General features: G+C 60.5%; 23 protein-coding genes and 1 tRNA gene. 8 read left to right on the top strand and 16 right to left on the bottom strand.

All coding sequences use genetic code 11. From position 1 onward, the window contains the following. Positions 1-9 precede the first annotated feature (9 nt). The 9 genes from nuoB to PQR40_RS24425 form a co-directional block, all read right to left on the bottom strand. On the bottom strand, positions 10-489 hold the full coding sequence (gene nuoB, locus PQR40_RS24465; protein ID WP_006052903.1) for a NuoB/complex I 20 kDa subunit family protein: 480 nt from the start codon (positions 487-489) through the stop codon (positions 10-12). Positions 490-552: 63 nt separating this feature from the next. After that, entirely contained in the window at positions 553-912 is a 360-nt protein-coding gene (locus PQR40_RS24460) for an NADH-quinone oxidoreductase subunit A (protein WP_007175615.1), read from the bottom strand. Between the two features lie 161 nt (positions 913-1,073). After that, positions 1,074-1,158, bottom strand: a tRNA-Leu gene (locus PQR40_RS24455). A 113-nt stretch (positions 1,159-1,271) separates the two neighbouring features. Beyond that, positions 1,272-1,649 carry a preprotein translocase subunit SecG gene (gene secG / locus PQR40_RS24450; protein ID WP_091795823.1) on the bottom strand — a complete coding sequence of 126 codons (378 nt, stop codon included), beginning with the start codon at positions 1,647-1,649 and terminating at the stop codon, positions 1,272-1,274. A gap of 82 nt (positions 1,650-1,731) precedes the next feature. After that, the gene (gene tpiA, locus PQR40_RS24445) at positions 1,732-2,511 is read right to left on the bottom strand and encodes a triose-phosphate isomerase (RefSeq protein ID WP_408234755.1); all 780 of its coding nucleotides are present in this window, start codon (positions 2,509-2,511) and stop codon (positions 1,732-1,734) included. Positions 2,512-2,647: 136 nt separating this feature from the next. Beyond that, complete coding sequence (locus PQR40_RS24440; RefSeq protein WP_408234752.1) at positions 2,648-3,664, bottom strand: NAD(P)H-quinone oxidoreductase; 1,017 nt, start codon at positions 3,662-3,664, stop codon at positions 2,648-2,650. A 201-nt stretch (positions 3,665-3,865) separates the two neighbouring features. Next, positions 3,866-6,013 carry a polyribonucleotide nucleotidyltransferase gene (gene pnp / locus PQR40_RS24435; protein WP_408234749.1) on the bottom strand — a complete coding sequence of 716 codons (2,148 nt, stop codon included), beginning with the start codon at positions 6,011-6,013 and terminating at the stop codon, positions 3,866-3,868. A gap of 331 nt (positions 6,014-6,344) precedes the next feature. Further along, entirely contained in the window at positions 6,345-6,617 is a 273-nt protein-coding gene (gene rpsO / locus PQR40_RS24430; protein ID WP_011487489.1) for a 30S ribosomal protein S15, read from the bottom strand. A 202-nt stretch (positions 6,618-6,819) separates the two neighbouring features. After that, positions 6,820-8,142, bottom strand: a complete 1,323-nt coding sequence (locus tag PQR40_RS24425) for a branched-chain amino acid ABC transporter substrate-binding protein (RefSeq protein WP_408510009.1) — start codon at positions 8,140-8,142, stop codon at positions 6,820-6,822. 184 nt (positions 8,143-8,326) lie between these two features. On the opposite strand from PQR40_RS24425, the gene PQR40_RS24420 reads away from it, so the two are divergent. The 3 genes from PQR40_RS24420 to PQR40_RS24410 all read left to right on the top strand — a co-directional run bounded on the left by PQR40_RS24420 (position 8,327) and on the right by PQR40_RS24410 (position 11,410). Next, on the top strand, positions 8,327-8,890 hold the full coding sequence (locus PQR40_RS24420) for a hypothetical protein (RefSeq protein WP_408234746.1): 564 nt from the start codon (positions 8,327-8,329) through the stop codon (positions 8,888-8,890). A gap of 227 nt (positions 8,891-9,117) precedes the next feature. Beyond that, on the top strand, positions 9,118-9,753 hold the full coding sequence (locus PQR40_RS24415) for a carbonic anhydrase (protein WP_408234743.1): 636 nt from the start codon (positions 9,118-9,120) through the stop codon (positions 9,751-9,753). A gap of 76 nt (positions 9,754-9,829) precedes the next feature. Further along, a complete protein-coding gene (locus PQR40_RS24410) occupies positions 9,830-11,410 on the top strand; it encodes a SulP family inorganic anion transporter (RefSeq protein WP_408234740.1) in 1,581 nt (526 codons plus the stop codon). A 112-nt stretch (positions 11,411-11,522) separates the two neighbouring features. Here PQR40_RS24410 and PQR40_RS24405 read toward each other — a convergent pair whose 3' ends face one another. The 7 genes from PQR40_RS24405 to PQR40_RS24375 form a co-directional block, all read right to left on the bottom strand. After that, positions 11,523-13,070: a 2-isopropylmalate synthase gene (locus PQR40_RS24405; RefSeq protein WP_408234737.1), complete on the bottom strand. Its 1,548-nt coding sequence runs from the start codon at positions 13,068-13,070 to the stop codon at positions 11,523-11,525. Positions 13,071-13,427: 357 nt separating this feature from the next. After that, positions 13,428-14,297: a CDP-diacylglycerol--serine O-phosphatidyltransferase gene (gene pssA, locus PQR40_RS24400; RefSeq protein WP_408234734.1), complete on the bottom strand. Its 870-nt coding sequence runs from the start codon at positions 14,295-14,297 to the stop codon at positions 13,428-13,430. 24 nt (positions 14,298-14,321) lie between these two features. Then, on the bottom strand, positions 14,322-14,960 hold the full coding sequence (locus tag PQR40_RS24395) for a phosphatidylserine decarboxylase (RefSeq protein WP_325043831.1): 639 nt from the start codon (positions 14,958-14,960) through the stop codon (positions 14,322-14,324). Positions 14,961-15,077: 117 nt separating this feature from the next. Beyond that, positions 15,078-16,778: a group II intron reverse transcriptase/maturase gene (gene ltrA, locus PQR40_RS24390; RefSeq protein WP_408510008.1), complete on the bottom strand. Its 1,701-nt coding sequence runs from the start codon at positions 16,776-16,778 to the stop codon at positions 15,078-15,080. Positions 16,779-17,950: 1,172 nt separating this feature from the next. Next, the gene (gene ilvC, locus PQR40_RS24385) at positions 17,951-18,967 is read right to left on the bottom strand and encodes a ketol-acid reductoisomerase (protein ID WP_035551801.1); all 1,017 of its coding nucleotides are present in this window, start codon (positions 18,965-18,967) and stop codon (positions 17,951-17,953) included. A 146-nt stretch (positions 18,968-19,113) separates the two neighbouring features. Further along, positions 19,114-19,605 carry an acetolactate synthase small subunit gene (gene ilvN, locus PQR40_RS24380; protein ID WP_011487482.1) on the bottom strand — a complete coding sequence of 164 codons (492 nt, stop codon included), beginning with the start codon at positions 19,603-19,605 and terminating at the stop codon, positions 19,114-19,116. A 111-nt stretch (positions 19,606-19,716) separates the two neighbouring features. Further along, positions 19,717-21,480, bottom strand: a complete 1,764-nt coding sequence (locus tag PQR40_RS24375) for an acetolactate synthase 3 catalytic subunit (RefSeq protein ID WP_408234728.1) — start codon at positions 21,478-21,480, stop codon at positions 19,717-19,719. A gap of 352 nt (positions 21,481-21,832) precedes the next feature. Here PQR40_RS24375 and PQR40_RS24370 point away from each other — a divergent pair, with 352 nt between their 5' ends. The 5 genes from PQR40_RS24370 to PQR40_RS24350 all read left to right on the top strand — a co-directional run bounded on the left by PQR40_RS24370 (position 21,833) and on the right by PQR40_RS24350 (position 25,285). Next, positions 21,833-22,396, top strand: a complete 564-nt coding sequence (locus tag PQR40_RS24370) for an RNA polymerase sigma factor (RefSeq protein WP_179743599.1) — start codon at positions 21,833-21,835, stop codon at positions 22,394-22,396. After that, the gene (locus tag PQR40_RS24365) at positions 22,393-22,821 is read left to right on the top strand and encodes a DUF3619 family protein (RefSeq protein ID WP_408234725.1); all 429 of its coding nucleotides are present in this window, start codon (positions 22,393-22,395) and stop codon (positions 22,819-22,821) included. Before PQR40_RS24370 ends, PQR40_RS24365 begins: the two co-directional genes overlap by 4 nt. A 16-nt stretch (positions 22,822-22,837) precedes the next feature. After that, positions 22,838-23,596: a DUF3106 domain-containing protein gene (locus PQR40_RS24360; protein WP_408510007.1), complete on the top strand. Its 759-nt coding sequence runs from the start codon at positions 22,838-22,840 to the stop codon at positions 23,594-23,596. A 13-nt stretch (positions 23,597-23,609) separates the two neighbouring features. After that, positions 23,610-24,131: an RDD family protein gene (locus tag PQR40_RS24355; RefSeq protein WP_408234722.1), complete on the top strand. Its 522-nt coding sequence runs from the start codon at positions 23,610-23,612 to the stop codon at positions 24,129-24,131. Between the two features lie 212 nt (positions 24,132-24,343). Continuing rightward, positions 24,344-25,285, top strand: a complete 942-nt coding sequence (locus tag PQR40_RS24350; RefSeq protein ID WP_408234719.1) for a UDP-2,3-diacylglucosamine diphosphatase — start codon at positions 24,344-24,346, stop codon at positions 25,283-25,285. Positions 25,286-25,297: the final 12 nt, after the last annotated feature.

Here is a 25,297-nt window from a genome sequence, read left to right as displayed (position 1 = left end):
GGCGTTGCCTTATTGACGGGCGATTGTGTTGGTGCGGCGGATCTTGGCCTGCAGCTGGATCACGCCATACACCAGCGCTTCCGCAGTAGGCGGGCAACCCGGCACGTAGACGTCGACCGGTACGATCCGATCGCAGCCGCGCACCACCGAATAGGAATAGTGGTAATAGCCGCCGCCGTTCGCGCACGAGCCCATCGAAATCACCCAGCGCGGCTCAGCCATCTGATCGTAGACCTTGCGCAGAGCCGGCGCCATCTTGTTGCACAGCGTGCCGGCGACGATCATCACGTCCGACTGACGCGGACTCGGACGAAACACCACGCCGAAACGGTCAAGGTCATAACGGGCAGCGCCCGCATGCATCATCTCGACCGCGCAGCACGCGAGACCGAACGTCATCGGCCACAACGAGCCGGTGCGCGTCCAGTTGATCAGTTTGTCTGCCGTAGTGGTGACAAACCCTTCCTTCAAGACCCCTTCGATACTCATTTGCTTTCCACTCCAGACGGGGCGGCAAGCCTTGGCCACCCACGCAAACCGGCGATTAATCCATCATTCCCAGTCGAGGCCACCTTTCTTCCAGATATAGGCAAAGCCCAACAGGAATTCGAGCAGGAAAATCATCATTGCCATGAAGCCAGGCCAGCCAATGTCGCGCAGGGCCACACCCCACGGGAACAGGAACGCGGTTTCAAGGTCGAAAATGATGAAGAGAATGGCGACGAGGTAGTAGCGCACGTCGAACTTCATGCGCGCATCTTCGAATGCTTCGAAGCCGCACTCGTATGGTGCGTTTTTCTCGGTATCGGGCTTATTGGGACCGAGGATCTTGCCAATGCTGACCAGTGCTACGCCTAAACCGGTGCCCACAATGAGGAACAACAAGACGGGGAAATAGGCTGCGAGGTTCAAGACTATCCTCTATCGGTTGGTTCTGAATGCCGCCAAGAGCATAGCACTCCTGACGCGAAATCACTTTGGCAACGCACATGCCGCAAGCTCAACGCAAGCCGCGCGTCAGAAGTGAAAATGCCAGCCGAAGCGAAGCAAGCGGCTGGCATTTAGATAACATTTGGTGCCGACGGCGAGACTCGAACTCGCACAGCTTTCGCCACTACCCCCTCAAGATAGCGTGTCTACCAATTTCACCACGTCGGCACTGTATGCAATCCGGGAAAACAACTTATAAAACCCGCGAATCGCTTCAAGACTAAGATTGTAACTGGTCTAAACAGTTTGTTCAACGCACAAAAGCACTTTGAACGAAAAATTTATTTCGGCACATCTGTCGCGGGGACAGATGCAGCGGATGCCGGCAATACAGCCGAACCACCCGCCGGGGCGGACGCAGCGGAAGCCGCAACCGGAGCAGTTACAGCCGCGCCCAGCAGGCCTGCGGACGGTTTTGCGCGATACGCACCGAGGTAGGTGAGCGTCAACGTTGTTACAAAAAACACGGCTGCGAGCACGGCCGTGGTACGCGACAAAAAGTTTGCCGAACCGGTCGCGCCGAACAGGCTGCCCGATGCACCGCTACCAAAAGCAGCGCCCATATCGGCGCCTTTGCCGTGCTGCAACAACACAAGGCCGATGACCCCGAGTGCCGACAACAGCTGAACGACGATAATCAATGTTTTCAAATACAGCATCACACTCACCTGAGTCTTTATTTAACCGCGCCACACAAAGTGTGCCGCGCGGGATTGGGTCATCCTCGCCGAGGCGCCCTGCTTAACTGGCGACGCTGATCGCGCCGGCCGCCTTGCAGATCGCCAGGAAATCCTGGTCTTTCAACGACGCGCCGCCGATCAGGCCACCGTCGATATCCGGCTGGCGGAACAATTCTTCCGCGTTCTCCGGCTTCACGCTGCCGCCATACAACACCGGCACATCCGCTACCGCCGCGCCCTTTACCGCAAGACGCGAACGCAGGAACGCATGCACCGCTTGCGCCTGGTCCGACGTAGCACTCTTGCCCGTGCCGATCGCCCACACCGGCTCGTATGCGACAACGATACGCGCCGCCTCTTCCGCCGACAATTTCGCCAGCACTTCATCCAATTGTGCGCCGACCACCTGCTCGGTCGAGCCGGCCTCACGCTCTTCGAGCGTTTCGCCGACACATACGATCGGGGTCAAACCCGCTTCCAGCGCACGCTGCGTCTTCACCGCAACCAACTCTGCGCTTTCACGATGGTAGGCACGGCGCTCCGAGTGTCCAACGATCGCAAGCGTGGCGCCGAAATCCACCACCATCTGCGCGGCCACTTCGCCGGTATAGGCCCCATGCGTAAACGCGGAAACATCCTGCACGCCCCACACGACCTTGCTGCCTTCCAGCAACGATTGAGTCTGCGCGAGATAAGGGCACGGCACACAGACACCAACGCGTACATCGGCCGGCAATTCGCCCGCGCCTTGCGCCACCGCCCGCAACAGCGTTGCGTTCTCGGCAAGGCGCCCGTGCATCTTCCAGTTACCGACTACCAGCTTGGCTCGTTGTTTCGACATCGTCTCGTCTTGTCTTGGCGGCGGGCCTGGTTTGCGCCTAAAAGCCCGCCTTTCGGATTCATGCGGCGTGCGCAAAACGCGCAATTTTACTGCGTGGGGTGGATCGGGTCAAACCGACCGCGTCAAACCAAGCGTGTCAAGCGTCCTGACCCCAAGTCAGCACGATCTTGCCAACGTGCGTGCTGCTCTCCATCAGCGTGTGCGCTTCAGCGGCCTGCGCGGCCGGAAACACACGGTGCACCACCGGCTTGATGCGGCCATCTTCGAGGTGCGGCCACACGCGCTCTTTCAATTGCGCGGCGATCTTCGCCTTGAACTCGATCGGACGCGGACGCAACGTCGACCCCGTCACCGTCAAACGGCGGCGCAGCACCTCATTCAGATTCAGTTCCGCCTTCGCGCCGCCCAGCAAGGCAATCAGCACGATGCGGCCGCCGTCGGCCAAGGCAGTCAGCTCACGTGGCACATAACTGCCCGCCACCATGTCGAGGATGACATCAACGCCGCGATCGTTCGTCAGCGACTTGATGACCTCGACGAAATCCTCAGTCTTGTAGTTGATCGCACGTTCGGCGCCCAGCGCTTCACAAGCACGGCACTTTTCGTCCGACCCGGCCGTAGCGAACACGCGAAAACCCAGCGCGTGCGCGATCTGGATCGCCGTCACGCCGATACCGCTCGAACCGCCCTGCACCAGCAGGGTCTCGTTCGGCGCGCCTTCGCCCTTGCCGAGTTGCGCACGGTCGAACACGTTGCTCCACACCGTGAAGAATGTTTCCGGCAGCGAAGCCGCCTCGACGTCCGACAAACCACCAGGCACCGGCAGGCACTGCAACAGCGGCGCGGTCGCATATTCGGCGTAACCACCACCCGCGAGCAATGCACACACGCGGTCACCCACTTTCAGGCCGAACGGATTGTTCTTCTCGTCGATAGTGCCGCCGACGATCTCACCCGCCACCTCCAGCCCCGGCAGATCCGATGCACCCGGCGGCGGCGCATAGCCGCCTTTACGCTGGAACACGTCCGGACGGTTGATGCCGGATGCCGCCACCTTGATCAGCACCTCGCCCGCTTTCGGCTGCGGCGTGGGCCGCTCCGCCAGCTTCAGGACTTCAGGCGCACCGAATTCGGTGATTTCGATCGCTTTCATCTGCGTCAACTCCAAGATTGGATTGCGTTGCCTACTCGTACGAAGCGGCGAAAATCGTCTGAACTGCGACGAAGCGCTTCACGCAAACAGAGTACCCGCTTGTGCCGGTTTGCACCTGCGTTGCAACGCAATCCACCCTGCACCCCTCATGAAAAACGGCCGGCGCGCATTCGCGCTGCCGGCCGTCGCCCTGCTACCGCATTACTGCGGCGTCGGTTCGCCTTGCGGCGCACCGTTCGAGGCGTCGTTCAGCAACGCCTTGGCCGACAAACGCACGCGGCCCTTTTCGTCCGTCTGGATGACCTTGACCTTCACCTGCTGGCCGTCCTTCAGGTAGTCGTTGATGTCCTTGATACGCTCGTTGGCGATTTCGGAGATGTGCAACAGACCGTCCTTGCCCGGCAGAATGTTGACGATCGCGCCGAAGTCGAGCAACTTGAGCACGGTGCCTTCATACACCTGACCCACTTCGACTTCCAGCGTGATGTTCTCGATACGCTTCTTCGCTTCGGCCATCCCTTCGCTGCTCGTGCTGGCGATGGTGACGACGCCGTCGTCCGAAATATCGATCGTCGTGCCGGTCTCTTCGGTCAGCGCGCGGATCACCGAACCACCCTTGCCGATCACGTCGCGGATCTTTTCCGGGTTGATCTTGATGGTGATCATGCGCGGTGCGTAGTCCGACAGCACCGTGTTCGCACCCGACACCGCCGAGGTCATCTTGCCGAGGATGTGCATACGGCCTTCCTTCGCTTGCGCGAGAGCGACCTGCATGATTTCCTTGGTGATGCCCTGGATCTTGATGTCCATCTGCAGCGCGGTCACGCCTTGTTCCGTACCGGCCACCTTGAAGTCCATATCGCCGAGGTGATCTTCGTCGCCGAGGATGTCGGTCAGCACGGCAAACTTGTTGCCTTCGAGGATCAGGCCCATCGCGATGCCGGCGACGTGCGCCTTCATCGGAACGCCGGCGTCCATCAGTGCGAGGCAGCCGCCGCACACCGAAGCCATCGACGACGAACCGTTCGATTCGGTGATTTCCGACACGACGCGGATCGAGTAGCCGAATTCGTCGGCGCTCGGCAGGCAAGCAGCCAGCGCGCGCTTGGCCAGACGGCCGTGACCGATTTCACGGCGCTTCGGCGAACCGACGCGGCCCGTTTCGCCGGTCGCGAACGGAGGCATGTTGTAGTGGAGCATGAAGCGTTCGCGGTACTCGCCTTCGAGCGCGTCGATGTTCTGCTCGTCGCCCTTCGTGCCCAGCGTTGCGACCACCATTGCCTGCGTTTCGCCACGCGTGAACAAGGCCGAACCGTGCGTACGCGGCAGCACGCCGGTACGGATTTCGATCGGGCGCACAGTGCGCGTATCTCGGCCGTCGATACGCGGTTCGCCGTTCAGGATCTGCGTACGGACGATCTTTGCTTCGATGTCGAACAGCACATTGCCGACGCTAGCCTTGTCCGCCGCAACCGTGCCGGCTGCCGCTGCTTCTTCTTCCAGCTTGGCCGACGTCGCTGCGTAGACTTCCTTCAGCTTGGCCGAACGCGCTTGCTTGTCACGGATCTGATAAGCGGCGAGCAGATCGGCTTGCGCCAGTTCCGACACGCGTGCGATCAGCGGCTCGTTCTTGGCGGCCGGCTTCCAGTCCCATTCCGGCTTGCCACCTTCGCGAACCAGTTCGTGGATCACGTCGATCGCGACCTGCATCTGGTCGTGGCCGAACACCACTGCGCCGAGCATCACTTCTTCGGTCAGTTGCTGTGCTTCCGATTCCACCATCAGCACCGCGCGTTCCGTACCGGCGACGATCAGGTCGAGTGCCGATTCCTTCATCTGCGGACGCGTCGGGTTCAACACGTATTCGTTGTTGATGTAGGCCACGCGTGCTGCGCCGACCGGGCCGTTGAACGGCAGACCGGAAATAGCGAGCGCCGCCGACGCGCCGATCAGCGCGGGGATGTCAGCGGGGATTTCGGGGTTCAGCGACAGGACGTGAATCACGACCTGGACTTCGTTGTAGAAGCCTTCCGGGAACAGCGGACGCAGCGGACGGTCGATCAGGCGCGAGGTCAGCGTTTCGCCTTCCGACGGACGGCCTTCGCGGCGGAAGAAACCACCGGGGATCTTGCCTGCAGCGTAGGTCTTTTCGAGGTAATCGACGGTCAGCGGGAAGAAGTCCTGACCCGGCTTGGCGGTCTTGGCGCCGACCACAGTAGCCAGCACGACGGTGTCTTCGATGTCGACGATCACCGCGCCGCCTGCCTGACGAGCGACTTCGCCCGTTTCGAGGCGAACCTTATGTTGGCCCCACTGAAATTCTTTGACGATCTTATTGAACATAGTCATTGCTTTTCCTCTTCGTAATGCCGCGCGGACCAGAAGCGGCGCGGCAACGCCAGGACCGGCGCCGCATGGGGAGAGTAGTGTTATGCCATTCCAGAGAACCACGCTCTACGCGCGCGAACCGCTGGAATGACACAAAGCTCTGCCCTGAAGCCCGGCCGTATTTCTGCTTTTTTGCTGCTTTTTTTTGCTGCTGTTTTCCTGCTAGTCGCCGCATGAATCGTCACGCTACCGCGGCCAACAGGCAGTGCGCATCACATGAGGCGCACCGTGCAAAAACAAAATGCCTGTATCAGTGGAACTGACACAGGCATCTTGTTGAACGACTGGCCGATTACTTACGCAGACCCAGCTTCTCGATCAGTGCGCGGTAACGATCCGCGTCCTTACCCTTCAGGTAGTCGAGCAGCTTGCGACGGCGGCTCACCATGCGCAGCAGACCGCGGCGGCTGTGGTGATCTTTCGTGTGGGCCTTGAAGTGAACGGTCAGTTCGTTGATGCGGGTCGTGAGCAACGCGACCTGAACTTCGGGGGAACCGGTGTCGTTAGCTGCGCGTGCGAATTGCGCAACGACTTCGGACTTCTTGCTTGTTTCAACTGCGGACATGTCGATTTCCTTGAGAACTAGACAGGCGGTCACGGAAGAAAGGCCGTGCCGTGAATTACCCCGTATGTGCATTCGCATTACAAATTACAACCATGCGACATGCTTCACAACGGGACGCGTATTGTAGCACAGCCCAATCCGGCCGCGAACCCCGCTGTGCCGGGCGGGATCGTGGGCGGGTTGGGTTTGCTCAGGGGTCCCTTTACGGCCGTTTCATCTTGCACACGGTCGGCGGCACAGTCCGCTCGGGCGGCAAAGCCAGCACCGTGCGGAAACCGTAGCCGGAACCTTCGTTGTCGAACTTGACACCCGGCGTGCCGGCCTTATCCATTTCCATCACGTAAAGGGGCTGGATCAATTGATGATCCTCGGCACGCATCCACGAGGCATGAAAGCCGTTGTCGAACCTGATCCCCTCCAGAGCCCGGGCGACGGCCGTCGGGTCGGCACTGCCGGCGCGGTTCATCGCCGCGGCGAGGGTTTCGATCATCAACGGCATGCGGAGCACCGGGTAGTCGTCCTGGGCAGCCGGGAAACGGGCGCGAAATGCTGCATACCACGCGTCGGAAGCCGCACCGCCGGCGTTCGGGTGCCAGTCGGCTATCGCGATCACGTGTTTGACGCCGGCGTCACCTAACGCGGCAGGCGCGCCAAGACTGTTGCCATAGAACGTGTAAAACCGGGTGTCCAGGCCCTGTTCTCGCGCAGCCTTGACCAAAAGCGTCAGGTCGTTGCCCCAGTTGCCAGTGATGACCGCGTCCGCGCCGCTCGCGCGGATCTTCGCGATGTACGGCGCGAAGTCCTTCACACGGCCGATCGGATGAAATTCGTCGCCGACGACCGCAATATCCGGGCGCTTTGTCGCCAGCGTCGAACGCGCGAGACTGCTGACGTCGTGGCCGAAGCTGTAGTCCTGGTTCAGCAGATAAACCTTCTTCACCGCTTTGTCGCGCTGGATCACGTCAGCCAGCGCATCCATGCGCATGCCCGCGTGCGCGTCGAAGCGGAAGTGCCAGAAGCTGCAATTGGCGTTGGTCAGGGCGGGATCGTCGGCGGAATAATTGAGAAACAGTTCGCGATTCGCAGGCTCGCGGCTGTTCTGTTTCTCGATCGCGCCGAGCAGCGCGGCCGCCACTGCCGAACTGTTGCCCTGCATGATGTAACCGATGTGCCGGTCCGCGGCGGCGCGCAGTTGCACCAACGCCTCTTCAGTACTGCCCTTGCTGTCGAGCACGACCAGTTCGAGCGGATGCGCGCCGTCGGCGAGCTTCACGCCGCCTTGCGCATTCACCTGTTCGACACCGAAACGCAGATTGCGCTCCACCGCCGCACCTGCGTTCGCGAACGGACCAGACATGCCTTCAATCAGCGCCAACTCGATCGGCGTACCCGAGGGCTTATTCACCGGTTTGCTCGCCGGACCAGACGCCGTTTCTCCCACGGCATAAGCCGCCGCGGCCGTCGAAATCGCCGCCAGCGCCATAACTGCCGCTGCTGCCGCCCGTTGCCACTTCGCCATCGTCATTGCCCCGCTTGATTGGTCGAAGCGCGGATCATAGGGCGTTCCAGACGGAATAAGCAAGCCGGCGAATCCGTTACTGTGCTTCCGGAGACGCCCCGCACAAAGCGCAAATCTTTTGCTGCCGCCCGTGTCAAAATAATGCGTCTCGATGATAAAAACCGCTACTCAAATGCCATCGGAGGAATTTATGTTCAACCGCCATCCATCCACGGCGGCCTCGATCGCAGCGCCGCCCGCAGTACGCCTGCGCCGCGCCGCGTTCATCTGCCTGAGCGCGCTCACCCTCACAGTGACACTCGCCGGCTGCGTGCAGCCATGGCAGCAATACAGCCAGGGCGCGGACGAATCGACCATCATCGCCCGCCTCGGTGCACCGCGTGAAAGCTACGATCTGCCCAACGGCGGCAAGCGGTTGATGTGGCCGACCCAGCCGATGGGCGAGACGACCACTGCCGCCGACATCGACGCATCCGGCAAGATCGTCACCGTGCGCCAGGTGCTTCAGCCCAACGAGTTCTACCGGGCGGAAATCGGCAAGTGGACAAAGAGCGACGTGCTGGTGAACTTCGGCCGCCCAGTCGAAACATCGTACTTCCCGTTGATGAAGCGCGAGGTCTGGACGTATCGCTATATGGAAGACAACGTCTGGTACATGATGTACAGCTTTTATTTCGACGATCAGGGCATTGTGCGGCTCACGCAGAAAACCCCTGATCCGCTGCACGATCCGGATCGCCGCGGCCTGTTCTGAGCGCCCGCTCGAACCCATCGCGCATGGATCTGCCAAGCCGCCTCTTCAGGCGGCTTTTTTTATTTATGGCGCATAGCGGCGGATTTTATTTCGCGCACAGCGGATTTATTTTTTGATAGAAAGGTTTTCGTAAGCATTGATTCGCGTTACCCGTACCCACTGCGCTGTTCGCGCGCAGCCGGGATTCGGCTACGAGTCGGTGCACCCCACTTACGGAGCTGCTATCGATGAACCGTCCCAAACGCCTGCTGGTCGCCAACGTTGCATGGGCGCACGAAACCGCCGCGCGCAACCCCGAATTTTTTCGTGATCTGGTGCGAGGCCAGAATCCGCACGTGCTGTGGGTCGGCTGCTCGGATAGCCGTGTGCCCGCGGAAACAATCACGCATTGCGAGCCTGGCGATCTGTTCGTTCACCGCAACATCGCCAACCTCTTTCATCCCGACGACGACAACTCCGCAAGCGTCCTCGAATACGCCGTGCGGGTGCTGAAGGTGGGGCACGTGATCGTCTGCGGTCACTATGGCTGCGGCGGCGTGCGCGCTGCCCTGCTGCCGCCGGAACCGACGCTGCCACACGTGAATCGCCGGATCGCACCGTTGTGCGCGCTAGCAAAAGCGCATGGCGACGAGCTCGGGAGCCATGCGAGCGAGCGTGAGCGCATCGACCGTCTCGCGGAATTGAACGTGCTCGAACAGGTCCGCCAGTTACGCGCGAGTCCAATCGTGCGGGACGCTGACCCGGCACCGCTCGTTCACGGCTGGATTTTCGCGCTCGAGGACGGGCGCATCAAGGTGCTCACGTCCGGCTACGAAGCCGACGACGCGATGACCTGCGCGACGGCCGCCCATAGCGCCGCGTAGTGCATCGCCTCTATCGAACCGGCTTCGGCATGGCCTTCGCCGCACATGCAACTCCAAACACTACCGCACAGACTCCATGAACCTTCGAGCTTTTCTTTCCACGTTTCAGCGCGATCTGTTTGCAGGCACGGTCGTTTTTCTGGTGGCACTGCCGCTCTGTCTGGGCATCGCTAACGCGTCGGGTGTCGAGCCATTTGCCGGGCTTGTGTCGGGCATCGTCGGCGGCCTGGTGGTTGCCGTGCTGAGCGGCTCGCGGTTGAGCGTAAGCGGGCCGGCGGCGGGCCTCGTTGTGATCGTCGTCGACGGGATCGCGCAACTCGGCAGTTTCTCCGCGTTCCTGCTGGCCGTGTTGCTGTCCGGTGCGATTCAGTTCGGTTTCGGCATGCTAAAGGCCGGCAGATTTGCCGCCTATGTGCCGTCGCCGGTGATCAAAGGCATGCTTGCAGCGATCGGCGTGCTCCTGATCGTCAAACAATTCCCGCTTGCGCTCGGGCTGTTCGGCTCGAACGCATCGGATGGGTCGCAAGCTGCTGCCCAGATGGCCGGCAGCGTAACGACGCCGTTCGGCACGATTTCGCTCGCGGCCTGCGTGATCACGTTGCTGTCGCTGGCGATTCTGGTAGGTTGGGAAACGCGCGCGCTGCGTCGCTTTGCGCTGGTGCGGCTCGTGCCGGCACCACTCGCCGTGGTTCTGCTGGGAATCGGCGCGACGCTATTGCTCAGTCTGCTCGGCCCGTCGTTCACGCCGCCTGCCGAGCATCGCGTCGCGCTGCCTTCGCTCGAATCGTTCGCCGCATTGCAGCTCGCCCTCGCATGGGCCGACTTCGGACCGCACTTCACGCAACTGATCAATCCTGACGTCTGGCGCGTGGCCATCACACTGGCGATCGTCGCAAGCCTCGAAACGCTATTGAGCCTGGAAGCGGTCGAGCAGATCGACCCCGCCCGACGCACCGCGCCGCCCGATCGCGAATTGAAGGCGCAGGGTGTGGGCAATCTGATCGCTGGCGCGATCGGTGGCCTGCCGATCACCTCGGTCATTGTGCGTAGTTCCGCCAATGTGCATGCCGGCGCGCAGAGCCGGCTGTCCGCGGTTATTCATGGCGTGTTGTTACTGGTAAGCGTGTTCGCGCTGACCAGCGTCATCAATCTGATTCCGCTTGCCTGTCTCGCGGCGATTCTGATTTTCACCGGCGTGAAGCTCGCCAAGCCGTCGTTGTTCGTCGCCGTCGCCAAGCAAGGCTTCGCGCCGTTTGCACCGTTCATCGTCACACTGGTCGGCGTGCTCGCCACCGACCTGCTGATCGGAATCGTGCTCGGCATTCTGTGCAGCGTGTTGCTCGCCTTGTATGCCAACCTACGCAGCCCGATCGTCCTCGCACAGCACGGCGACCACTATCTGCTGTCGTTTCGCAAGGACGTGTCGTTTCTTGGCAAGGTGCCGCTCAAGCACTATCTGCAGCAGATCCCCGACGGCGCGACCTTGATCGTCGACGCAACGCGTGCCGACTTCGTCGATCACGATGTGCGCGAACTACTCGACGCGTTTGTCGCCGATGCGCCGCGCCGCGAGATCGCGGTTGAAGTGCGGCATCAGGTGCAGGCACAAGCTCGCGCGGCGCGCGGATGGTCGATGCGGCGCGCGGCGACAGAATAGCTTGAGCACACAACAGGAAGTCACTACAAAAACGCGAAGCCCCGTGCTTTTTAGGCACAGGGCTTCGAATAATCTCATCGGGTCAGGGCGCATGCGGCGCCCTGACGCTCTGTCACTCCGAACGTTGCGGATTCAACTTATCGACGTTCGAATACAGCTTGTTGAGCGCCGAGATATACGCCTTCGCGGAAGCCGCGACGATATCCGGATCGGTGCCTACACCGTTCACGATACGCCCGCTCTTTGACAGCCGTACCGTCACTTCGCCCTGCGCCTGCGTACCGGTTGTGATGGCGTTCACCGAATACAGCAACAGTTCCGACCCGCTACCCACTTCCGTTTCGATCGCATTGAGCGTGGCATCCACCGGACCGTTGCCGCGCGCTTCGCCAGTCACTTCCTTGCCTTCAACCGAGAACACGATCTTCGCGTGCGGTTGCTCGCCGGTTTCCGAATGCTGCGACAACGAAAGGAACTTGTAGTGCTCCTTCTGCTGCGCTTCAGCCGATTCCTCAGTGACGATCGCAATGATGTCTTCGTCGAAAATTTCCGACTTGCGATCGGCCAGTTCCTTGAAGCGTGCGAACGCGGTATTCAACTCGCCTTCGCTATCGAGCGCGATACCCAATTCCTGCAGACGTTGCTTGAATGCATTGCGGCCCGACAACTTGCCAAGCACGATCTTGTTCGCGCTCCAGCCCACATCTTCGGCACGCATGATTTCGTACGTGTCGCGCGCTTTCAGCACGCCGTCCTGGTGAATGCCGGATGCGTGCGCAAATGCGTTCGCACCGACCACGGCCTTGTTCGGCTGCACGACGAAACCGGTGATCTGCGACACCAACTTCGAAGCCGGCACGATCTGCGTCGTATCGAGACCGACTTCGAGTCCGAAGTAGTCCTTGCGCGTCTTCACCGCCATCACGATTTCTTCGAGCGACGTATTACCAGCGCGCTCACCGAGACCGTTGATCGTGCACTCGACCTGACGCGCGCCGCCGATCTGCACACCGGCCAGCGAGTTCGCCACCGCCATGCCGAGGTCGTTATGGCAGTGCACCGAGAACACGGCCTTATGCGAGTTCGGAATACGCTCACGCAGCGTCTTCACGAGCTGGCCGTACAGTTCCGGCACGCCATAGCCGACTGTATCCGCGATGTTGATCGTGGTCGCGCCCTCAGCAATCACCGCTTCCAGCACCCGGCACAGGAAATCCATATCCGAACGGCTGCCGTCTTCCGGCGAAAACTCAACGTCGTCCGTGAACTTGCGGGCGAAACGCACCGCCAGCTTTGCCTGTTCGAACACCTGATCCGGCGTCATGCGCAGCTTCTTTTCCATATGCAGCGGCGACGTTGCGATGAACGTGTGGATGCGGAAATGATCGGCCGGCTTGAGTGCGTCAGCAGCACGTTGAATATCTTTGTCGTTGGCACGGGCCAGCGAGCAGATCGTGCTGTCCTTGATCAGGCCCGCGATCGTGTGGATCGAATCGAAGTCGCCGTTCGAGCTGGCCGCGAAGCCCGCCTCGATGATGTCGACCTTCATCCGTTCGAGCTGCTTCGCGATACGGATTTTTTCTTCTTTCGTCATCGACGCGCCGGGCGATTGCTCGCCGTCACGCAAGGTGGTGTCGAATATGATCAGTTTGTCGGCCATGTCGGGGCTCCTGAGGAGTCGTTCAATTGTGGGGATTGGTATTGGAATTTGGGTGTTTGCGCCACCGCTGGCGACGCTATAAACCGCAGACGAGGCAGACGGAGTGCGGAAACGATCAGCGCGTTAGACGCGCCAGCACGAGTGCGCTTAGGCGCGCCCCGGCTTGTTGAGGCTCGCGTTGCAGCTCAAATGGGAACGTGAACGTATTCATCGAACGACTATAGCGGCATTCCCGCCATCGTGCAATTAGCGTCCAACCTGCCTGCCGCACGCTGCCAGACGGGTCCGGAAACGAAAAAACGGCCGCCCAAAGGCTGCCGTTTTTTCGTTTCACTTCCATAAAAAGGAAATGCGCTATTACCTGTCCCGCGCCACCGACCGAGCCGGGTTCGCCCTGCCCCGCAGCGCCTGGTAGCCCCAGAACACATAGCCCGACAGACCATACAGCACGAACAGGCCGAACAGCATCAGCGGCGGATCGGACGACACCAGCACGAATGCCACCACCACCAGCAGAATCACGCCAAACGGCACGCGATGCCGCACGTCGAGCGCCTTGCCGCTGTAGAACGGTGCGTTCGATACCATCGTCACACCAGCGTAGATGGTCAGTACGAAAGCGACCCACGGCAGCCACACCAGCTTGAGCGGCACACGGTTATCGGTGGCAAGCCACACGAAACCGGCAATCAGCGCGGCAGCAGCCGGACTGGGCATACCCTGGAAGAAGCGCTTGTCGACCACGCCGATGTTCGCGTTGAAACGCGCGAGACGCAACGCCGCCCCCGAACAGTAGACGAACGCCGCGAGCCAGCCCCAACGGCCGAGATCCTTCAGAATCCACTCGTACATGACAAGCGCCGGTGCCACACCGAACGACACCATGTCCGAGAGACTATCGAACTGCTCGCCAAACGCGCTTTGCGTATGCGTCATACGCGCGACCCGGCCGTCCATACCGTCCAGCACCATCGCCACGAAGATCGCGATCGCCGCAATTTCGAAGCGCACGTTCATCGCCTGCACCACGGCGAAGAAGCCGCAAAAGAGCGCGGCGGTGGTAAACGCGTTCGGCAGCAGGTAAATGCCGCGTTTCCTCAGGAACTGCTGACGCTGGGCGCGCCGGCTTTCGACTACTGGCGACTCCGCCGCGACCGGCTTGTTACGGCGGAACGGACGCGGTAGCGGTCCGCTGTTGCGGGGTCGACGCGGTTTGAATGCGGCCATTCGGAAAACCTCCTTGGTGCCGCTTTATAGTTCAGCGAGGATCGTGGACGACGCGGAAACCTTCTCGCCGATCGATACACGCGGACGGCTGCCAACCGGCAGATACACGTCGACACGCGAGCCAAAACGGATAAATCCATAACGTTGACCACGCGTAAGCGGCTCACCGGCCCGTACGTAGCAAAGAATGCGCCGCGCGATCAGACCGGCGATCTGCACCGAGGTCACCGTCTGGCCGCCGGCCATTTCGATCACCACCGCATTGCGTTCATTTTCGGTCGAAGCCTTGTCTACGGCCGCATTCAGATACGCACCCGGGAAATATTCGACCTTGGAGATCGCGCCATCCACCGGCGAGCGTTGCGAGTGGACGTTGAAAACGTTCATGAACACGCTGATCTTCAGCGCTTCACGGTTGGCATACGGATCATGCGCCGTTTCGACCGCGACGATGCGGCCGTCGGCCGGGCACAGCACGGCGTTGGCCTGAGTCGGAATCGGGCGTGCCGGATCGCGGAAGAACTGCACGACGAAGATCAGGATCAGCCAGAACAGCCATGCAAAGCCGAATCCCGCGAAGGCATGAACCAGTAATGCAACGACGGCAGCGATGGCGATAAACGGCCAGCCTTCTCGCGCGATGATCGGATGAGGGTAATTCATGGATGGCTTCTGTATTTTTGGAGGGTAGCCCCCCTTCCTCACGGAAGAAGGGCCCCCTAAGAACCGTACGTGCGAGTTTCCCCGCATACGGCTCAAATCTACAAACAAAGCCCGGTCTTAAGACCGGGCCGGCTTAGTTACCGCAATTTTACCTGTGTGCACCTGCTGATGGCAGTGCGGGTGAAGCAGAACCCTGTTCGAGAGGGCGTCCGTACCACCATGCATCCGATACTCTAGATGATGGTCATGCCAGCCGGTCTCCTTTGTCAGGGCACAGCCACAATGCGAGCAAAGCCCGTCTTGCGACATATACAGCGAAACCCATTGCTTCCGATAACGCATTGAGTGTTCCATGCGCGCCTGTCGCAACTGTTCGCCATACTGCTCCCACTCAGGATCAAAGGGATTGAATGCTCCTTTGACCTTCCTGTGTCGCTTAATTTCCGTACCGCTAAGTTGGTACAGGCTAAGCAACCCCTTACTACCGTCGTCACGAGCTACAGGAACAGCGAACACCCAGTTTCGATTGCCCTCCGAGTGAAAGTATTTCTTCTTCACCCAGTCGGCATTCTTGTTCAGGTGCCGCCTCGTCGACCACCGCCAAAGTCTTCGGAAAATCAAAGACTCCATGCGGCTGTATGCCTCTTTGGCGACCACGGGACTGTGATACTGCGCCCAGCCCCGTAGCATCGGGTTCAGCAGTCGAATCAAATTCTCCTGCTTTACCGTCTTATGACCGCTGATCGTATCCGCCACCTTGCGATAGAACGTTTTCACGTTCTTCTTGCTCGGCTTGATGAGTAGGGTCCCCGAGTACTTACGGAAATTCCACCCCAGGAAGTCGAAGCCCGAATCGATGTGTGTGATACGCGTTTTCTCCTCGGACAGTTGCAGACCTCGAACGGCAAGGAATGTTTCCACCCAAGGTCGGACTTCCTGCTCCAGCAACTCTTGCGAGTCACCGGTGATCACGAAGTCGTCCGCGTACCGCACTACATTGACTTTAAGCTTGTTGGCTTTTGCGATCCCAAACTTCGCACTGAGGTGCGCCAGCAGTTCTCGCTCCAGCCCGTTCAACGTCACATTCGCCAACGTCGGAGAAATGATCCCTCCTTGCGGCGTACCGGCCTCTGTCGCCTGAAGCTGCCCCTTGTAAATCAGGCCAGCTTTCAGCCATTTCCGGAGGATTTCCTTGTCCATTGGGACATGGGTTTCCAACCAGTCATGGTTGATGTGGTCAAAGCAGCCCTTGATATCCGCTTCCAGTACCCAGCGAGCAGAGCCCTTCTGGGACATGGCAACGAAAATCTGTGACATAGCGTCGGCCGTCGAGCGGTTTAACCTGAACCCGTAAGAGTTCGGGTCGCTCGTCGATTCCGACACCGGCTCCAGGGCCAGCAGATACAGGGCTTGCATCGCCCGGTCCCGCATGGTCGGAATACCCAGAGGGCGCTCCTTCCCATTGGCCTTGGGGATAAAGACTCTCCGTAAAGGCAGAGGCTTGTATCCACGCCGCTTCAACCTGCCGACAGCAAGCCATCGGCTCTCAGGCGAGTCCCAAAGTTCGCGATCGACTCCAGCCGTTCGCGCACCCTGATTCTGCGTAACACGTCGTACCGCATACAGCTTCGCGGACAACGTGCGAGTCAACATCCGTTGCAGGGCTCTCCCCCTGCGCCAGTTGCCTTCCCGCGTCGCCTTCGCAATTCGAATCTGCATCCCTCTCACGTTCCGGTCAACCCGCCGCCAATCTACGGCATACCAGTTGTCCGGCGCGTGGGAAAGCGCAGATCCGTCCTTTCGGACAGATACTCTCATGCTGCTCTCCTACTCGAAGAAGTGAATCCCGAGCGGAGAACAGATCGCCCCTTGCGGGAGCGATCTGCTCCCGCAAGGGGGTTAAAAACATATGCTGACGGTCCAGAAGCCCGACAGCAATCATCTTCCAGCTAAAGGGTTAGTCAGCCATCTTGCGACGGTAGACCAGACGGAAGTCTGCCCGCTTTCGCGTGGGGTAATGTCCCAACCCCTATCCGACCCATTACAGACCGGCTTTCGCTTTCTCCGTCATCCCATACCTGCACAATCAACAGCGTCCCTCACGGTTCGCCTGCCAGTCAAACTACGACCGGCAACCATACAGGCTTACCACGTTCCCGGCATGTCACACGACTGACTTAGGTTCTGCCTATTCCCCGGCGGTCCGATGACGACGTAACCCGAATTTACAGCGGGTTATCCGACCGCACACCTGTTTGGTTGATGCCTGTCAGCAGCTTTGGCACCGTCCTACTTACGAGGTTTATCAGCAGTTCACTTGCGTTAACCATATCAGCCAGCCTAGCCCCTCAACCCCGTTGCTGCTGGGAGTCTCCGGATGATCATTTCGCAACCACCATCCGCCCGAACTTCCGGGGGGTACATTGTTAGAAGAGCTTCACACCCCACAGTTACCAGTGACGCATGTCTTCCTAGGCTACTGCTGGTCGTACAGCAGGTTCACTACCCTCGCCAATGCAGCCAGCGAGGCCGAACAATGACACACCGAGCTTTTCGCTCGTATCGTTTAGCGACTCCGTTGCCCTAAGGCGCAGGAATTGCAAACATCACCCCACCCTGTCGGCGGAGATGAAGCCGCTGACTGGGCGGGACCTGACGGTAATCAGGTCAATGCAATACGGTTGACGGCAGACTGCACCGTGTCCCGTGTTCACTACCAAGGTGTGCCCCGAAGGACACATCTACTTCTTAAAGTGCGGCTCACAAGGGAACCGCCTGCGGAGGGCATGGTGAGTCCAGTCGAGACCTTCCTCAATAACCCTCTAGTCGATGCCCCGTAACGTGGGGCTGACGGACACGAGCATGCGTGTCGCACGTAAAACCGTAGGATAGCAAAAGCCGCCCAGGGTTCAGCACCCTTGGACGGCTTTTTGCATTACCGGCTGCTGCGACGATGCGCCGCGCCGGTCAGATGCCATAAAGCTGGCTTCTTAGTTCTTCGACTGGTCAACCAGCTTGTTCGCAGCGATCCACGGCATCATCGAGCGCAGCTTGGCACCCACCGTTTCGATCTGGTGCTCGGCCGTCAGACGGCGGCGCGATTGCAGCGTCGGTGCGCCAGCCTTGTTTTCGATGATGAAGCTCTTGGCGTACTCGCCGGTCTGGATGTCCGTCAGCACAGCCTTCATCGCCTTCTTCGTTTCAGCAGTCACGATACGCGGACCCGTCACGTACTCGCCGTATTCGGCGTTGTTCGAGATCGAGTAGTTCATGTTCGCGATGCCGCCTTCGTAGATCAGGTCGACGATCAGCTTCAGTTCGTGCAGGCACTCGAAGTACGCCATTTCCGGCGCGTAACCCGCTTCCACCAGCGTTTCGAAGCCGGCCTTGATCAGGTCGACCGTACCGCCGCACAGCACGGCTTGTTCGCCGAACAGGTCGGTTTCCGTTTCTTCGCGGAAGTTCGTTTCGATGATGCCGGCACGGCCGCCGCCGTTCGCTGCTGCGTACGACAGAGCGATGTCACGTGCTGCGCCCGACTTGTCTTGCGCGACAGCGATGAGGTGGGGCACGCCGCCACCTTGCGAGTACGTACCGCGAACCGTGTGGCCCGGCGCCTTCGGCGCGATCATGATCACGTCGAGGTCGGCACGCGGGATCACTTGACCGTAGTGGACGTTGAAGCCGTGCGCGAAGGCCAGCGCTGCGCCTTGCTTGGCGTTACCGTGCACTTCCTTTGCGTAGACTTCAGCGATCTGCTCGTCCGGCAGCAGCATCATGACGACGTCTGCGCCCTTCACGGCTTCCGCCACTTCCTTGACTTGCAGGCCGGCGTTCTCGGCCTTGCTCCACGATGCGCCGCCCTTGCGCAGACCGACCGTGATGTTCACGCCGCTTTCCTTCAGGTTCAGCGCGTGAGCATGGCCTTGCGAGCCATAGCCGATGATGGTGACTTGCTTGCCCTTGATGAGGGAGAGGTCGGCGTCCTTGTCGTAGAAAACTTTCATGTCGGTTCCTTGGCTAAATTCGGTGAAATCAGTGAAATACAAATACTGCGAATGTTGTGTTGCTTGACCGGGTTCTTAAAGGCACTACCCGGCTTCGATCGAGACGGCTAATAAACGCAACTTAGCACCGCAACCCAGCGCGCGCGTCAAACCTTCAGAATGCGCTCGCCGCGGCCGATGCCCGAACTGCCCGTACGGACGGTTTCGAGAATCGCAGTCGCGTCGATCCCTTCGATGAAGGCATCGAGCTTGTCGCTCGCGCCCGTCAGTTCGATCGTGTAGGTCTTTTCGGTGACGTCGATGATCCGGCCGCGGAAAATATCCGACATCCGTTTCATCTCCTCACGTTCCTTGCCGACCGCCCTCACCTTGATCAACATCAGCTCGCGCTCGATGTGGGCGCCCTCGGTAAGGTCGACCACTTTCACCACCTCGATCAGGCGGTTCAGATGCTTCGTGATCTGTTCGATCACGTCGTCCGAGCCAATGGAGACGATGGTCATGCGCGACAGCGAACGGTCCTCGGTCGGAGCCACCGTCAAGGTTTCAATGTTGTAGCCGCGTGCGGAGAACAGCCCCACCACGCGTGATAACGCGCCCGGTTCGTTTTCCAGCAGGACAGAAATAATGTGTCTCATGTTTCGCTTCTTCCAGATGTTTTGTCGACGTATGCGAGCAGATTCGCGCCGCTTCGTCCGCATTCACCCTTTGTGGAGGCGCGCATGACGAAGCCGGCGGCAAAGCCGTCGTTATAGATCTTCCGAACCCATGAGCATCTCAGTGATGCCCTTGCCGGCCTGGACCATCGGCCAGACGTTTTCGGTCGGATCGGTCTGGAAATCGAGAAACACTGTGCGATCTTTCAGGCGCAGCGCTTCCTTCAGCGCCGGCTCGACATCGGCCGTGCGTTCGATACGCATGCCGACGTGGCCGTACGCTTCGGCGAGCTTTACGAAATCCGGCAGCGCATCCATGTACGAATGCGAATAGCGCTTGCTGTATTCGATCTGCTGCCACTGCCGCACCATGCCCAGATAGCGGTTGTTCAGCGAAATGATCTTGATGGGCGTCTCGTACTGCTTGCAGGTCGAGAGTTCCTGAATACACATCTGGATCGAGCCTTCGCCGGTGATACAGAGCACATCGTCGTCCGGGTGCGCCATCTTCACGCCCATCGCCGCCGGCAGGCCGAAGCCCATAGTGCCGAGGCCACCGGAGTTGATCCAGCGACGCGGCTTGTTGAAGCGATAGAACTGCGCCGCCCACATCTGGTGCTGGCCGACGTCCGAACACACGAAGGCATTGCCGTCTGTCAGTTCCCACGCCTTTTCCACCACGTACTGCGGCTTGATGATGTCGCTCTTGCGGTCGAACTTCAGGCAGTCTTTCGCGCGCCAGGCTTCGATGTCCTTCCACCAGTCGGCGAGTGCCGCGGTGTCGGGGCCATGTTCGGCTGTTTGCAACTGCTCGATCAACTCTTTCAGCACTTCCTTCACGTCGCCGACGATCGGAATGTCGACCTTGACGCGCTTGGAGATGGAGGAGGGATCGATGTCGATATGGATGATCTTGCGTGGACGCGATGCGAAGTGCGCCGGGTCGCCGATCACACGGTCGTCGAAGCGCGCGCCGATCGCGATCAGCACGTCGCAGTGCTGCATCGCCATGTTGGCTTCGTACGTGCCGTGCATGCCGAGCATGCCGAGGAATTTCTTGTCGCTCGCGCGGTAGCCGCCCAGACCCATCAACGTATTGGTGACGGGATAGCCGAGCAGGTCGGCGAACTGGTTCAGCTCACGCGATGCATCCGCGAGGATGATGCCGCCGCCGGTGTAGATATACGGACGCTTGGCCGACAGCAGCAAGGCCACAGCCTTGCGAATCTGGCCGGAGTGACCTTTCGTGACCGGGTTATACGAGCGCAGCGAAACGGTCTTGAGCGGTTCGTACTGGCACGGCGTCTTCGACACGTCTTTCGGAATATCGATCAGCACCGGGCCGGGACGACCGGTACGGGCGATGTAGAAAGCTTTCTTGACGGTAGCGGCGAGGTCGCGCACGTCCTTCACGAGGAAGTTGTGCTTCACGCAGGGACGCGTAATGCCGACCGTATCGCACTCCTGGAACGCATCCTGGCCGATCGCGGCGGTAGGTACCTGGCCGCTGATCACCACCAACGGAATCGAATCCATGTAGGCGGTGGCGATGCCGGTCACCGCATTGGTGACGCCGGGGCCGGAGGTCACGAGGCACACACCGACTTTGCCGGTGGAACGCGCATACGCGTCGGCGGCGTGGACCGCAGCCTGCTCGTGACGCACGAGGATATGCTGGAATTTGTCCTGCTTGTACAGCTCGTCGTAAATGTAGAGTACCGAGCCGCCGGGGTAGCCCCACACAAACTCGACGTCTTCGTCGGCCAAAGCGCGCATGAGCACGGTGGCGCCGATAGAGTCAGCTTCGGGATGGAGGGTCGTATCCGACGTGGAGAATTCCGCGCTGGGCATATTCATTTATTCACCTTTCGAATTTTCGGCAAAAAATTGATCGGGTGCTCTCTGCCGGGCTTGTGGCTCGGGTTCAAGCGGCGCGTCCAGTTGACAGGTGAGCTTCTTGGGCCACACCTCAATTGAGACAAGTCACTTATGTTGCGAACCAGCGACGATATCTGCAGATCTCCGCGCGGTCAAGCAAATATTGCCTTGGCGGCCTCCCTCAAATCCCAATATTGACCGAAACCCTGTTATAGAGATGCAAGGTAGGACGGGTTTCGCCCCAGCGGCGCGAAAGTTTGTTAGCATCCGCGAGTTTTACGACATTTTTCGACCGATTACGCGCACGCACGCTGCGCCGACCCCCAAACGGATGGCATCAGACAAGGAACTCGCCGATTTTCTGGCGGGCGTCGAAAGGCGCGCATTCAAGCAGACGGTCTACGCCGTGCGGGACGACGACGCCTCGCTCGATATCGTGCAGGACGCGATGATCAAGCTCGCCGAAAAATACGGCGACCGTCCTCCGGCCGAACTTCCGCTCCTGTTTCAGCGTATTCTCCAGAATGCGATGCACGACTATTTCCGTCGTGCCAAAGTGCGCAATACTTGGGTTAGCCTGTTTTCTTCGCTCGGCAACGCCGACGACGACGAATTCGACCCACTCGAAACATTCGAGGCGCAACAAGGTTCAGCGGGTTCAGAGAGCAACGAACAGAAACTCGAGCGCGAACAGGTCTTACAGTTAATCGACAACGAGATCCAAAAGTTACCGGCACGTCAACGGGAGGCGTTTCTCATGCGTTATTGGGAAGATATGGATGTCGCCGAGACTGCCGCCGCGATGGGCTGCTCCGAAGGCAGTGTGAAAACGCACTGCTCGCGGGCCACCCACACGCTGGCGCAAGCGCTCAAGGCTAAAGGAATCACGCTATGAGCTCCCTAGAAACCAAAGAACTCGAGTTCGCCCGCCAGGTGCGCCGCGCGCTCGACGAAACCGTCGCCAGCATACCGGCCGCTACCGTCGACCGGCTCGCCTTGGCGCGCCGCGCCGCGCTTGCTCGCAAGAAGCCCGAAACCGTGAGCGCCCCGGTGTTCGTGCCCGCTTTCGCCGGTGCCGGCATGGCAGCGGGTATGCCGCAACTCGAGATGCCGCAGCGCCGCCGTTCGCCGCTACGCCGCTTTGCGCTTGCCTGGCCGCTCGTCGCGCTGGTCATCAGCCTCGTGGGCATCGCCTACTGGGAAGACCAGCAGCGTACCGCCGAACTCGCCGATATTGATGCAGCCATGCTAAGCGACGACTTGCCGCTCAATGCCTATCTCGACCACGGTTTCAACGCGTACCTATCACGCGCCCACTGAGCGGGAGATTCTTCGGGTGAGTTACAAGCGCGGCTTGGCCGTTGTTTTCGGATGCGCGATCGCGGCCTTGGTGTCGTTTGCCGCGACGTATCCGCGCTTTTATCCGAGCCCGTCGACCACCAGTGCGCCCGCTGCTGGTGGCAACGCGACCGCAAAAGCGCCCGCGCCCACCCTCGCCGTCGATCTGCCCAGCCTGTCCAACAGCAATAGTCCGATGGCATGGGCGCGCCTGAGCGCGGCCGAGCACGTTGCGCTCGCGCCGTTCGCCGGCCAATGGGATACGTTTAGCGACGAACGCAAGCGAAAATGGATCAAAATCGCGTCGCGTTATCCGAAGTTATCGCCCGATGCACAAAAACGCCTGCATGACCGAATGACTGAATGGGTGCGTATGACCCCCGATCAGCGGCGCGTTGCGCGCGAAAACTACCAGGTATCGAAGGAGTTGCCCCGCGAAACCCGCCAGAATGCGTGGAAGGCTTATCAGCAATTGCCGGAAGAGCAGAAGGAGCGGCTCGCCGCGAGCGAGCGTAAGCGGCGGCCCAGCGTCGTCAGCGCGCCGCCCTCCGGCAAGACCGAGATCAAAGGCCTCGACCGTCTGGTCAATGCCCGCGAGCATGGCGCGAGCGGTGCCGCAGCGGTGAGTGCCGCGGCTGCCGCTCCGTTGCCGAGCCCCGCCGCCACGCCGGCGATTCCCGCTGCGGGCAGCTTCGTACCCGCCACGCCGCTGCCGGTTTCGCCGGCCGAGGCGCCGTCGATCTTCAACGGTTCCTGATCCGGGTCCGACTGTGTCCCAACCGCTCGCCACCTCGACACTGCCCGCCGATTCATCCGGCATCGTGCCTACCGTTCGCCGGCGCCTCGCGGCGCTGCTCTACGAAGCCGTGATCCTGTTCGGCGTCGTGTTCATCGCGGGTTATCTGTTCAGCACGTTGACGCAGCAGCGCAACGGTCTCACCCATCACAACATGCTTGCAGCGTGGATCGGCCTCGTGGTCGGTCTGTATTTCGTCTGGTTCTGGACCCACAGCGGCCAGACACTGCCAATGAAAACGTGGCGCCTGCGCGTCGTTGCCGCTGACGGCGCACCGCTGTCCACCGGTCGCGCGATCGCACGTTACGCGCTGGCGTGGCTATGGTTTTTGCCGCCACTCGCGCTGCATCCGTTGCTGGGCCTCGCCGTGCCGCAGACGCTGCTGATCGCCGCGATCTGGTTCGTGCTGTGGGCCGCCACCGGCCGCTTCGATCCGCAGCGTCAATTCCTGCACGACCGCCTCGCCGGCACGCGCGTCATCAGCGTCGCGAACTGAACAAACCGACCTCCCTGCATCTCACGCCGCCGCGCCTGCGGTTCGCGTTCGCTTGACGGCGGCTACCTCTCGCCGCAGCCCTTCTCCGCGCCCCGCCGTTCCCTTACCGCCGTCTCCTTCTCCCCACACAGTAATAAGAACTTCTCGTGACTGTCACGGCAGGGTCACGCGCGGCTGGCGCAATACGGGCACCGCAACTCGACGCGTGAGCCATGGACCCCAAAACGTCCGCGACTTCCCTGTTCCGCCAGACCGGCCCGAGCGTCGACCCTGTCGCGTTCCGCCCGGAACCCAACCCTAATCACGGACTGCCCTTGCCCGTGCCGTCGCTGCCACTCGACGCGCATGCCGGTCACCACGACGACGACCACGCCGAGCCGCACCGCTATCGCACCATCTGGCTGTCCGACATCCACCTCGGTTCGAGCGGTTGTCAGGCGCCGTATCTGCTCGACTTCCTGAGGCACAACGAGTCGGAATACCTGTACCTCGTGGGCGACATCATCGACGGCTGGCAGTTGAAAAAAGGCTGGTACTGGCCGCAGGCGCATAACGACGTCGTGCAGAAGGTGCTGCGCAAAGCGCGCAAAGGCACCCAGGTCATCTACGTCCCGGGCAATCACGACGAAGCCGCGCGCCAGTTCTGCGACCTCGCGTTCGGCGACATCCACGTGCGCGGCGAAGCCTTCCACACGACGCTCGCCGGCAAGCGCCTCTGGATCGTGCACGGTGATCTGTTCGACGGCGTGATCCAGCACGCCAAGTGGCTCGCGTATCTCGGCGACACGCTCTACACGATGATCCTGATCCTGAACCGCTGGTTCAACCGGATCCGCAGCCGCCTCGGCTTCCCCTACTGGTCGCTGTCGCAATACCTGAAGCATCAGGTGAAGAACGCGGTGAATTTCATCTCGTCGTTCGAGCGTGTGATGACCGACGAAGCACGCCGCCGCGGCTGCGACGGCGTGGTCTGCGGACACATCCACAAAGCCGAGATCCGCGAGATCGACGGCGTGCTGTATTGCAACGACGGCGATTGGGTCGAAAGCCTGTCGGCACTCGTCGAGACGTATGAAGGCGAACTCAAGGTGATCTACTGGACCGTGATGCGCGCACCGGAAGTCGGCGTGCAAAAGGCCCGGGCGACCGCGTAGTCCCTCTCCACT

The sequence above is a fragment of the Paraburkholderia sediminicola genome (genome assembly GCF_046026855.1).
Taxonomy (GTDB): domain Bacteria; phylum Pseudomonadota; class Gammaproteobacteria; order Burkholderiales; family Burkholderiaceae; genus Paraburkholderia; species Paraburkholderia sediminicola_A.
Note: the sequence above shows the minus strand (reverse complement) of the source record. Positions and strands in the feature narration are given on the sequence as shown.

What these genes read in the sequence shown, in the direction of transcription:
- nuoB (WP_006052903.1), bottom strand. Translation starts at nt 489, where the DNA reads ATGAGTATCGAAGGGGTCTTGAAGGAAGGGTTTGTCACCACTACGGCA.
- secG (WP_091795823.1), bottom strand. Translation starts at nt 1,649, where the DNA reads ATGCTGTATTTGAAAACATTGATTATCGTCGTTCAGCTGTTGTCGGCA.
- tpiA (WP_408234755.1), bottom strand. Translation starts at nt 2,511, where the DNA reads ATGTCGAAACAACGAGCCAAGCTGGTAGTCGGTAACTGGAAGATGCAC.
- PQR40_RS24440 (WP_408234752.1), bottom strand. Translation starts at nt 3,664, where the DNA reads ATGAAAGCGATCGAAATCACCGAATTCGGTGCGCCTGAAGTCCTGAAG.
- pnp (WP_408234749.1), bottom strand. Translation starts at nt 6,013, where the DNA reads ATGACTATGTTCAATAAGATCGTCAAAGAATTTCAGTGGGGCCAACAT.
- rpsO (WP_011487489.1), bottom strand. Translation starts at nt 6,617, where the DNA reads ATGTCCGCAGTTGAAACAAGCAAGAAGTCCGAAGTCGTTGCGCAATTC.
- PQR40_RS24425 (WP_408510009.1), bottom strand. Translation starts at nt 8,142, where the DNA reads ATGACGATGGCGAAGTGGCAACGGGCGGCAGCAGCGGCAGTTATGGCG.
- PQR40_RS24420 (WP_408234746.1), top strand. Translation starts at nt 8,327, where the DNA reads ATGTTCAACCGCCATCCATCCACGGCGGCCTCGATCGCAGCGCCGCCC.
- PQR40_RS24415 (WP_408234743.1), top strand. Translation starts at nt 9,118, where the DNA reads ATGAACCGTCCCAAACGCCTGCTGGTCGCCAACGTTGCATGGGCGCAC.
- PQR40_RS24410 (WP_408234740.1), top strand. Translation starts at nt 9,830, where the DNA reads ATGAACCTTCGAGCTTTTCTTTCCACGTTTCAGCGCGATCTGTTTGCA.
- PQR40_RS24405 (WP_408234737.1), bottom strand. Translation starts at nt 13,070, where the DNA reads ATGGCCGACAAACTGATCATATTCGACACCACCTTGCGTGACGGCGAG.
- pssA (WP_408234734.1), bottom strand. Translation starts at nt 14,297, where the DNA reads ATGGCCGCATTCAAACCGCGTCGACCCCGCAACAGCGGACCGCTACCG.
- PQR40_RS24395 (WP_325043831.1), bottom strand. Translation starts at nt 14,960, where the DNA reads ATGAATTACCCTCATCCGATCATCGCGCGAGAAGGCTGGCCGTTTATC.
- ltrA (WP_408510008.1), bottom strand. Translation starts at nt 16,778, where the DNA reads ATGAGAGTATCTGTCCGAAAGGACGGATCTGCGCTTTCCCACGCGCCG.
- ilvC (WP_035551801.1), bottom strand. Translation starts at nt 18,967, where the DNA reads ATGAAAGTTTTCTACGACAAGGACGCCGACCTCTCCCTCATCAAGGGC.
- ilvN (WP_011487482.1), bottom strand. Translation starts at nt 19,605, where the DNA reads ATGAGACACATTATTTCTGTCCTGCTGGAAAACGAACCGGGCGCGTTA.
- PQR40_RS24375 (WP_408234728.1), bottom strand. Translation starts at nt 21,480, where the DNA reads ATGAATATGCCCAGCGCGGAATTCTCCACGTCGGATACGACCCTCCAT.
- PQR40_RS24370 (WP_179743599.1), top strand. Translation starts at nt 21,833, where the DNA reads ATGGCATCAGACAAGGAACTCGCCGATTTTCTGGCGGGCGTCGAAAGG.
- PQR40_RS24365 (WP_408234725.1), top strand. Translation starts at nt 22,393, where the DNA reads ATGAGCTCCCTAGAAACCAAAGAACTCGAGTTCGCCCGCCAGGTGCGC.
- PQR40_RS24350 (WP_408234719.1), top strand. Translation starts at nt 24,344, where the DNA reads ATGGACCCCAAAACGTCCGCGACTTCCCTGTTCCGCCAGACCGGCCCG.